This window comes from uncultured Moraxella sp. (assembly GCF_945873075.1).
Taxonomy (GTDB): Bacteria; Pseudomonadota; Gammaproteobacteria; order Pseudomonadales; family Moraxellaceae; genus Moraxella.
Genome location: NZ_CAMCBS010000022.1, coordinates 20,650 through 29,653 on the forward strand (window position 1 = coordinate 20,650; position 9,004 = coordinate 29,653).

Consider the following 9,004-nt stretch of genomic DNA (forward strand, 5'->3'; position numbering starts at 1 on the left):
TGTTGAGCGGTTTTTTGGCTCAATATGATTTGAACAAAAGAAGTATCGTATGAATGATTTATTTGATTTTGATAGCCATGCACCATCCTTGAGCGACCAAGTCATCGTTGATGAGATGCGTGCGTTGATTGATGTGCTAAAAAAACACAACCACGCCTATTATGTGCTAGATAATCCTACCATCAGTGATGGCGAGTATGATGGGCTCAGACGACAGCTGATTGCGCTTGAGACCGCTCATCCATCACTGATTCAGGCGGATAGTCCAATACAGACGGTGGGCGGTGAGCCGTTGCCGTTTTTTACGCAGGTGGCGCATGACATCCCGATGCTGTCACTGGGCAATGTGTTTGATGCCGAAGATTTGGCGGGCTTTTTACGCCGTGCCAATGAGCGACTGGGCAGTACTGTGCCTGAATATGAGATGGAACTCAAGCTTGATGGCCTTGCGGTGTCGCTCAAATATGAGCATGGTGTATTTGTGCAGGCGGTGACTCGGGGTGATGGGCAAGTGGGCGAGGACATCACGCACAATGTCCGCACTATTCGCAATCTACCGCAGAGGCTACCAGCTTGCCAAGACATCGCCATGCTTGAGGTGCGTGGTGAGGTGCTGATGCCAAAGGCAGGTTTTGAGAAGCTCAATCGTGACAGTGCCGAGCGTGGCGAGAAGATGTTTGCCAATCCACGCAACGCTGCCGCAGGCTCACTTAGACAGTTGAACCCTGCCATCGCAGCGGCTCGTCCTTTGGCGTTTTTTGGGTATTCGGTCAATCAAGGTCTGCCAGATGACATCGACACCCAGTCAGGGGCGATGGCGTGGCTAGTATCGCTTGGCTTTGAGACTGCGCCATTTGCCACCGCTGATGGACTAGATGGCATCCAAAGTTTTTATGAAAATACCATCAAAACTCGCAGTGAGCTACCGTTTGAGATTGATGGTATGGTGGTCAAGGTCAATAGTCTAGCGCTGCAAGAGCGACTTGGCTTTTTGAGCCGTGAGCCACGCTGGGCGACAGCGTACAAATTCCCTGCCGAGACTGTGCCGACTCGCCTACTGGATGTCGAATGGCAGGTGGGGCGTACAGGCACGCTGACCCCTGTGGGCAAGCTTGAGCCTGTCAATGTCGGCGGCGTGACAGTGAGCAATGTGACTTTGCATAATTTTGGTGAGATTACACGGCTGGGTCTGATGATTGGCGATATGGTTAATGTGCATCGGGCGGGCGATGTCATCCCTAAGGTCTCGGGCAATATCCTTGAGCTGCGCCCATCGGATGCCCGAGTGATTAGCTTGCCAAGTGCTTGCCCTGTTTGTGATTCGCCTGTGGCATTGCCCGAAGGTGAAGCGCTCGCTCGCTGTACTGGTGGGCTGTACTGCGGTGCACAACAACAAGAAGCGCTGATTCATTTCGTCGCTCGCCGTGCGATGGATATTGATGGGCTTGGCACATCGTGGCTGATTAAGTTTTTTGAGATGGGGATTGTCAAGACGGTGGCGGATATTTATCAGCTACACACTCGTGCTGATGAGCTGATGCTCATCGAAGGGCTTGGCGAAAAATCCGTCACCAAGATGCTCTCTGCCATCGAAGCGTCAAAGGCGACGACCTTGCCACGCTTTATTTTTGCGCTTGGTATTCGTGGTGTGGGCGAGAGTACGGCACTGAACCTTGCCCAAGAATTTGGCGATTTGACCCCGATTATTCAGGCGGATTTGACCCAATTACAAGCCGTGCCTGATATTGGCGAAGTGACGGCGCAGGCGATTTATGACTTTTTCCGTGCATCGCACAACATCGAAGTGCTTGATGCCTTGCTCGGCGCAGGGATTCATTGGCAAGTGGTGGATGCTAGTGCCAAAGCCGATTTGCCATTGGCAGGCGAGACTTGGGTGGTGACAGGTACGCTAGGCAGTATGGGGCGTGACGAAGCCAAAGATAAGCTTGTGGCACTGGGCGCAAAAGTCGCCGGCAGTGTCTCTGCCAAGACCACCCGACTGCTTGCCGGCGAAAAAGCAGGCAGTAAGCTTGATAAGGCGACAAGTCTTGGTGTGACGGTGGTGAGCGAAGATGAATTTTTGGCATTATTGGCAAAGCTTGGCTGATGTGCTAGTATGATAAACATTAAAAACCATAGAAAATACAAAGAGTTGAGATGAAAACATCCAATCAAAGCGTTGCCATGCTTGGGCTTGTGGTCGGTTGTGTGATTTTTGGCATGGGCAGTCTGATTGTGGCGCATGTGTCTGTCGGCTCGTATGCGATGGCATTTTGGCGGCTATTGATTTCATCGGTGGTGTTTTTGGTGCTCGCCAAGTGCTTTCATCAAGCTTTTCCCACGCACCCAAAAGCCGTGCTATTTGCCCTGCTATCAGGGGCGGCGCTTGGGGCGGATTTGGCGTTGTGGCATGAGAGTATCCATGCGGTCGGGCCGGGGATTTCGACACTCTTAAACTCATTGCAGATTTTCTTTTTGGCATTCATCGGCTTTGTGTTTTATCAAGAAAAACAAACCAAATTTCAGCTTATCAGCCTAGTGCTTGCCATCATCGGTGTGGGATTGATAGCAAGCCCCGAGTTTGCGCACAATATCCAAGCAGGTTGGGGCTTTGTTTCGGGTATCGTCTCGGGGGCGTGCCTTGCCATTTCGATGACTTGGATACGCCAGACGCATCAGTATCAGACGGTGGCGATTTTGCCCTTGATGGCGCTCGTCGGTGTCGGTGGTGCGTTGGCGGTTGCGCCTGTGATGTGGCTTGTCGATACAGGGCGTATTGTGCCGACTTCGTGGGCGGATGTGGGCGGAATTGTGGTATATGGCACGGTGATGCAGTGCTTGGCGTGGGGCTTGATTGCGTATAATATCCCCAAGCTAAGCCTTGCTATGACGGGGCTATTACTACTGTCTGAGCCTGTGGCGGCGCTGGTGCTGGATTATTTTTGGCTGGATAAAGCCATCAGCGGACTACAGTGGGGTGGTGCGTTTTTGACGATGTTGGCGATTTATTTGGGGTCGATGAAGTCAAAATCAGCGCATTGATGACACTTGTCAAAATACTTGGCTTTTGTTCATGCTTGATAAGCTGGCATAAACAAAAGCCTTTTTATTATCACTATTTTGCTGAGACTATCTCAATCGGCAACACCAAGCCTTCACCGAATTTATCAGCAATCACATACTCATGCGTCTCATTGACGACATCGGGTGTGACTTGGATGACAAGCGCAGGCTTATCGCCATCACGAAAGCTGTGGGCGATGTATTTGCCTGTCAGCTGATCTAGGACTTTGCCAAGTGCTTCAGGGCTTGCCATTGATAGCATCATGGCGTGCTGTGCCTGCTCTGGGCTTAGGTTGTATGCTTTGGCATAGTTTGCCACAGGCTGTGAGTCTTTGGCAAAGGGATAATCAAAACTGCCTGCATCCACACGCACAGCTTTGGTATCGATATATGACCAGTCGATTTGGGTTTTGCCATCGGCGGTGGTGATGGGCTTGGCAGTGGGTGTGTCAGCATCTTGGGCAGTGCCATCAGCCGCCTTGAGTTCATTTAATAGCGCATCGACATCGTGCGGATTGTCGCTTTGTGCGGTGTTGGTGCTTTGTGCTGCATCAGTGGTGTTGGTTGTTTCGGTGCTGACGGCGGCTTGTTGTAAATTTTGTTCGCTGTTATCAGCACAAGCGACAAGCGTAAGCGTCGCACAGATGATGGCGATGGCGTGATGACTGGCTGACATAATTCCCCCGTTAGATATCCAAAGTGATTTTGGTGCTAGATTTTACCGAATTCATCACAAATTGGCTATTAAAAGTTGCCACATTATTCTCGCCCGTCAGATTTTGGCGGGTGAAGCGGTGGTATTCTTGCATATCTTGATTGGCGACAATCAGCACAAAATCATAATCCCCCGAAATCTCATAACAGCTCATCACCTGCGGATGTACTGCCATCAGCCGCTCAAAGCGGTGCTGTAAGGGTGTGTTTGAATTGACCATCTTAATCAGCACAAGCACGGTCAAGGGGCGACCGACTTTGACCGCATCGACGATGGCGACACTGCGTTCGATGACTTTGGCATCGGTCAGCTGACTGATACGACGCTGTGTGGTGGCAATCGATGTGCCAAGTTTTTCGGCGATGGTTTTGAGTGGTAAGGTGGCATCATTTTGCAGTAGGTTCAAGATTTTCTTGTCGATATCATCAAGTGCGTGCATAATATTGACTTTTTCCAAAAATATGAGAAATTTTATCAATATTCCCAATTTTTTGCAAAATAAATTCGGATTTATGCCATTTTATAAAGATAAATTCTCATCATGACTTGTTACAATAAGCGTCAAATTTGCACTGCTAACGAGCCAAGTTATGACCACACTCATCCAAAAATACACAGGGAATTTACCATTTATGCGTCATGCTGACATCAAGCACAACACCGTCGTTATTGGTGTTGTCTTAGCAGTGCTATCCAATGTGCTGTTTGGGGTGCTGTACGCCTATGGCAAATGGATGTCGCCACTGTCAGGGACGCAGATGTTTTTGTGGCGGATGGTGATGATGTGGGCGTGCTTGGCGCTGTTTTTGGCGATGACGGGCAAGATGGCAGAATTTCGTGATGAGATTGGTGCTATCAGGGGCGTCAAATCGTGGCTGTACTTGCTTGTGCCGACGCCAATTCTAGCCAGTCAGTTGTGGCTGTTTATGTGGGCGCCAGTCAATGGTCAGAGTATCCAAGTGTCGATGGGGTATTTTTTGTTCCCATTGGCGATGGTGCTGGCGGGGTTTTTGGTGTTTCGTGAACGCCTAAGCCGACTACAATCGGTGGCGGTGGCGCTGGCAGCGGCAGGCGTGGCGTTTGAGATTTATCGCACCAGTGGCGTGAGTTTTGCGACTTTGTGGGTGTGTGGCACTTACCCGATTTATTATGTGATGCGCCGTAAACAGGGTATCCGAGCATTGACGGGGCTGTTTTTTGATTTGTCCATCATTGCGCCGATTTGCCTTGTGTGGATTATCAGCACTGATGCCATCGATGTGGCGGCAAATGGCGTACTACTTGCCAAAGCGGTGGGGCTTGGGGCAATCAGCGTGCTTGCGATGGCGACCAATCTACAAGCAGGGCGACTGTTGCCAGTGAGCTTGTTTGGGATGCTAAGCTACCTTGAGCCTGTGCTGTTGTTTTTCTTATCCATCACGGTGCTTGGGGCGGTGTTTAGTCCATCGATGCTGATTAGCTATGGCTTGATTTGGCTTGCGGTGGTGTGTCTGATTGCCCAAGGTGTCATCACCAATCGCAAAAAGTATGATGATAAATAAGCTTAAAAAAATTAAAAAGCAAAAAGCCGATAGTTGCAACTGTAACCATCAGCTTTTTTGCTTTAATCCAAGTGATTTATCAAAGCTTATTCATCAACATATTGACTGATTTCAATCAAATTGCCATCAGGGTCACGGCAATACACTGAGCGAATCTTACCCACCGCACCGGTGCGTGGCACGATACCATTTTCCAAAATCTCAACGCCGTGTGCTTGTAGCGTCGCCATCACATCGGGCAGTGGCGTGTCGGTCAGTAGGCAAATATCTATTGTGCCTGTATTGGCGTGCTGGGCATTGGGCAGGATTTCATTGCCTTTTTGGTGTAGGTTGAATTTTTGTTGCCCAAAGCACAACGCCTTGCGATTATCCCCAAAAGTAGTCAGCGTCATGCCAAGCACTTGGGTATAAAATGCAATCGTACGCTCCATGTCAGAGGCGGTCAAGACCACATGGTCAATGGCAGTGATACGCATCTTGATTCATCCTTGTTTATCAATTTTGTTTATCAATACTGACAAATAATGGCAAATGCCATCAATGGTTGATAGCCGTATTAATAGCCTTGATTTTTAAAGCCACGCTGTTTATCACGGGCAAAATCTCGCTCTTTGAGCGTCGCTCGCTTATCGTGCAGTTTTTTGCCTTTGGCTAGGGCGATTTCGCATTTGACACGGCTATTTTTCCAATAGCACGACAGCGCCACCACCGTATAGCCTTTTTGATTGACCATGCCAAACAGCTTATCAATCTCACGGCGGTTCAGTAGCAGTTTACGAGTGCGGATGTTGTCAGGATGGATGTGCGTTGAGCTCGTCAGTAGTGGCTGAATGTGCGCCCCGAACAAAAACGCTTCGCCATTTTTAAAAATCACATAACTTTCGGTGATGCTCATCTTGCCGGCACGGATGGATTTGACTTCCCAGCCTTCGAGCACGAGACCCGCTTCGATGGTGTCTTCGATAAAAAATTCATGCCGTGCTTTTTTGTTGGCGCAGATTTGATTGCTTGGTTTTTTTGCCATGTGTTATCCTAAAAGTTCTTAAATTTGTCAATTGATAGCATTATAACAAACTTTTTGGCAAATGGGCGAGATTTGCCAAATTGCCGATTTATCACAGCCAAGCTTGCACGGGTGGGGCAAATTTTGATAATATGCCAAGCAAAGTTGTCGATGATTGACACAGTTTTAGTAGTTATTTTCGTAGTTATCTTAAGTATATTTATTCAAGGAACAATCCCATGCTAGACAGCAAACCGACCCTACAAACCCTGCTTGACCATCGCTCAATTCGTAAATACACCGGCGAGCCGATTTCTGATGAGATGCTGACCGCCGTGCTTGAAGCGGGGCGTGCGGTATCGACATCGAGTTTTTTGCAGGCGTGTAGCGTGATTCGTGTGGTCGATAAAGCCAAACGCACCGCACTGCGTCAGATTTCGTGCGATATGAGCGAAGAAGCTTACACGCAGGCACTGGCTGATGGCAAGCGATTGGGCCATGCTTATGTCGAAGATTGCGCCGAGTATTTGGTATTTTGTATGGATGCGCACCGCCACAATCAGCTTGCCGATGTGCAGACAGACTGGACAGAAGTGGCGGTGATTGGGGCGATTGATGCGGCATTAATGGCACAAAATGTCCTAGCTGCCGCCGAAAGCCTAGGGCTTGGTGGTGTGTATATCGGCAGCCTACGCAATGACATCGCCCGAGCAGGTGCGGTGCTTGGCTTACCAAAGCATGTCGTGCCACTGTTTGGTCTGTGTCTAGGTCATCCTGATATGTCATCAAAAATCAACCAATCACAACGCCCACGCCTACCGCTTGATGTCATCGTCTCAACCGACACTTATCAAGTGGCAAGCGATGAGACCTTGTCAGCGTACAATGAAGTGGTCAAAGGCTACTACAATGGTCGTGGCATTGATATGGACTGGAAAGCGCAAATCGCCAGCACCTTTGGCGGTGAAGTGCGTCCGTTCATGCTCGAATACCTACAATCTCAAGGCTTTTGTAAGCGTTAATCGCTTGATAAAGCATAGCAAATGGATAACAAAAGGGCGATGTTGGTCGCCTTTTTGTTTGTCTATTAAGCAGATGACTTTATCTTTATAAGTTTTAAAACTTGGCAAAATTTGTTACCATAGCAGTTTTTAGGCTTTTTATGGGCGACATCATGACGACATCCACTCGCAAAGTCCTATATCCGGGTACATTTGACCCGATTACCAATGGGCATATTGACTTGGTCAATCGTGCGCTTAAGTTATTTGATGAAGTCATCATTGCGGTGGCGTTTGCGCATCACAAAAAACCCTTATTCGATTTTGATGAACGAGTGGCGATGGTCAAGGCATCCTTTGATAATCCCAAGATTTCGGTTGTGCCGTTTGAAGGCTTGTTGGTGGAATTTGCTCGTGAACAAGGTGCAAGTGCGGTGCTGCGTGGACTTCGTGCGGTGAGCGATTTTGAATATGAATTTGGCTTGGCAAGCATGAACCGTAGCCTAGACGAGCAGTTTGAAGCGGTGTTTTTGACGCCGTCCCAAGAATATTCGTTCGTCTCATCGACGCTGGTGCGTGAAGTGGCAAAGCTTGGCGGTGATGTCAGCAAATTTGTACCGCCTGTGGTGCTTGATGGCTTTGCCAAGAAATTTAAGGGGTAAGTGATGGCGCTAAAAATCACCGAAGAATGCATCAACTGCGATGTCTGCGAGCCTGTTTGTCCAAATGACGCCATCTACGCAGGCGAGGATATTTATGTCATCAATCCACAGCTATGCACCGAGTGCGTTGGGCATTATGACACACCGCAGTGCGTGGATATTTGCCCTGTCGATTGTATCCCAAAAGATAGCGATTACCCCGAGACTCATGACGAGCTGATGGCAAAATACCAAAAACTCACCACAAACGACTAATCTGTGCTATAATTAATACTGGCAGACCAGACAATCGCTGTCCGACCACTCAATTTAATTGGCAGGATAATTCATTCTCGTATTATCATGATAAGCAGTTAAATTCAGTGGTCGGAGGGAGGAAAGTCCGGGCTACACAGGGCAGCGTGCTAGCTAACGGCTAGGGGGCGAAAGCCTACGACCAGTGCAACAGAGAACAGACCGCCAACGCCAATCGGCACGGTAAGGGTGAAACGGTGGGGTAAGAGCCCACCGCATGACTGGCAACAGCTCATGGCAAGGTAAACTCCACGCGTAGCAAGACCAAATAGGTGTCCAATCGGTTGCCCGCCGAGGATACGGGTAGGTTGCTCGAGCGTGTCAGCGATGGCACGCCTAGATGAATGATTGTCCACGACAGAACCCGGCTTATCGGTTTGCCAACTTATTCATAAGTAGTGACAATGTCCCAAAATCACTGCACAACTGTGATGTAAGCCGTAACATCACAAAAATTTTGCAAAATCACAAATTTTTGTCAAATTATTGTTGACAAGGGTAAACTTTGTGCTATAATTTGCTTCCTGTAACGGCGATGTAGCTCAGCTGGTTAGAGCGCACGACTCATAATCGTGAGGTCAAGAGTTCAAGTCTCTTCATCGCCACCAGATATTATAAAAATTTTAAAATTAATGCTTGACATTCGATTTTAAATCATTATAATACGCAACTCAAGTCATCCACTAGACGATAGTATGACTAACACTATTTAAAATCAAAACTAA

General features: G+C 48.4%; 10 protein-coding genes, 1 tRNA gene and 1 other RNA gene. 8 read left to right on the top strand and 4 right to left on the bottom strand.

Features of this window, described 5'->3' with window-relative positions; translation table 11 throughout:
- The first annotated feature begins 49 nt into the window (after window positions 1-49).
- Together ligA and Q0N89_RS07865 are read left to right on the top strand one after the other, a co-directional pair.
- Window positions 50-2,107, top strand: coding sequence for an NAD-dependent DNA ligase LigA (ligA, locus tag Q0N89_RS07860; protein WP_294035146.1), 2,058 nt, complete (start codon window positions 50-52; stop codon window positions 2,105-2,107).
- Between the two features lie 50 nt (window positions 2,108-2,157).
- On the top strand, window positions 2,158-3,042 hold the full coding sequence (locus Q0N89_RS07865) for a DMT family transporter (protein WP_294035148.1): 885 nt from the start codon (window positions 2,158-2,160) through the stop codon (window positions 3,040-3,042).
- Window positions 3,043-3,115: 73 nt separating this feature from the next.
- On the opposite strand, the gene Q0N89_RS07870 is transcribed toward Q0N89_RS07865, so the two are convergent.
- Together Q0N89_RS07870 and Q0N89_RS07875 are read right to left on the bottom strand one after the other, a co-directional pair.
- Window positions 3,116-3,739, bottom strand: coding sequence for a hypothetical protein (locus tag Q0N89_RS07870; RefSeq protein ID WP_294035150.1), 624 nt, complete (start codon window positions 3,737-3,739; stop codon window positions 3,116-3,118).
- 10 nt (window positions 3,740-3,749) lie between these two features.
- Window positions 3,750-4,217 (bottom strand): Lrp/AsnC family transcriptional regulator, encoded by a 468-nt coding sequence (locus tag Q0N89_RS07875; RefSeq protein WP_294035152.1) that lies wholly within the window; start codon window positions 4,215-4,217, stop codon window positions 3,750-3,752.
- Between the two features lie 151 nt (window positions 4,218-4,368).
- On the opposite strand from Q0N89_RS07875, the gene rarD reads away from it, so the two are divergent.
- Window positions 4,369-5,319 carry an EamA family transporter RarD gene (gene rarD / locus Q0N89_RS07880; protein ID WP_294035154.1) on the top strand — a complete coding sequence of 317 codons (951 nt, stop codon included), beginning with the start codon at window positions 4,369-4,371 and terminating at the stop codon, window positions 5,317-5,319.
- An 86-nt stretch (window positions 5,320-5,405) separates the two neighbouring features.
- Here rarD and Q0N89_RS07885 read toward each other — a convergent pair whose 3' ends face one another.
- Together Q0N89_RS07885 and smpB are read right to left on the bottom strand one after the other, a co-directional pair.
- Entirely contained in the window at window positions 5,406-5,795 is a 390-nt protein-coding gene (locus Q0N89_RS07885; protein WP_294035155.1) for a VOC family protein, read from the bottom strand.
- A gap of 80 nt (window positions 5,796-5,875) precedes the next feature.
- Window positions 5,876-6,343, bottom strand: a complete 468-nt coding sequence (smpB, locus tag Q0N89_RS07890) for an SsrA-binding protein SmpB (protein WP_294035157.1) — start codon at window positions 6,341-6,343, stop codon at window positions 5,876-5,878.
- 218 nt (window positions 6,344-6,561) lie between these two features.
- Here smpB and nfsA point away from each other — a divergent pair, with 218 nt between their 5' ends.
- From nfsA to Q0N89_RS07915, 5 genes are all read left to right on the top strand, one after another.
- Window positions 6,562-7,344: an oxygen-insensitive NADPH nitroreductase gene (gene nfsA, locus Q0N89_RS07895; protein WP_294035159.1), complete on the top strand. Its 783-nt coding sequence runs from the start codon at window positions 6,562-6,564 to the stop codon at window positions 7,342-7,344.
- Between the two features lie 152 nt (window positions 7,345-7,496).
- Window positions 7,497-7,985: a pantetheine-phosphate adenylyltransferase gene (gene coaD, locus Q0N89_RS07900; RefSeq protein WP_294035161.1), complete on the top strand. Its 489-nt coding sequence runs from the start codon at window positions 7,497-7,499 to the stop codon at window positions 7,983-7,985.
- A gap of 3 nt (window positions 7,986-7,988) precedes the next feature.
- Entirely contained in the window at window positions 7,989-8,240 is a 252-nt protein-coding gene (locus tag Q0N89_RS07905; protein WP_294035163.1) for a YfhL family 4Fe-4S dicluster ferredoxin, read from the top strand.
- Window positions 8,241-8,258: 18 nt separating this feature from the next.
- An RNA gene (gene rnpB / locus Q0N89_RS07910) (RNase P RNA component class A) lies at window positions 8,259-8,667 on the top strand.
- A gap of 143 nt (window positions 8,668-8,810) precedes the next feature.
- Window positions 8,811-8,887 (top strand) — tRNA-Met (locus Q0N89_RS07915).
- Window positions 8,888-9,004: the final 117 nt, after the last annotated feature.

Excerpts from the sequence above, each read along its gene's own strand:
- ligA (WP_294035146.1), top strand. The coding sequence starts at position 50 with ATGAATGATTTATTTGATTTTGATAGCCATGCACCATCCTTGAGCGAC.
- Q0N89_RS07865 (WP_294035148.1), top strand. The coding sequence starts at position 2,158 with ATGAAAACATCCAATCAAAGCGTTGCCATGCTTGGGCTTGTGGTCGGT.
- Q0N89_RS07870 (WP_294035150.1), bottom strand. The coding sequence starts at position 3,739 with ATGTCAGCCAGTCATCACGCCATCGCCATCATCTGTGCGACGCTTACG.
- Q0N89_RS07875 (WP_294035152.1), bottom strand. The coding sequence starts at position 4,217 with ATGCACGCACTTGATGATATCGACAAGAAAATCTTGAACCTACTGCAA.
- rarD (WP_294035154.1), top strand. The coding sequence starts at position 4,369 with ATGACCACACTCATCCAAAAATACACAGGGAATTTACCATTTATGCGT.
- Q0N89_RS07885 (WP_294035155.1), bottom strand. The coding sequence starts at position 5,795 with ATGCGTATCACTGCCATTGACCATGTGGTCTTGACCGCCTCTGACATG.
- smpB (WP_294035157.1), bottom strand. The coding sequence starts at position 6,343 with ATGGCAAAAAAACCAAGCAATCAAATCTGCGCCAACAAAAAAGCACGG.
- nfsA (WP_294035159.1), top strand. The coding sequence starts at position 6,562 with ATGCTAGACAGCAAACCGACCCTACAAACCCTGCTTGACCATCGCTCA.
- coaD (WP_294035161.1), top strand. The coding sequence starts at position 7,497 with ATGACGACATCCACTCGCAAAGTCCTATATCCGGGTACATTTGACCCG.
- Q0N89_RS07905 (WP_294035163.1), top strand. The coding sequence starts at position 7,989 with ATGGCGCTAAAAATCACCGAAGAATGCATCAACTGCGATGTCTGCGAG.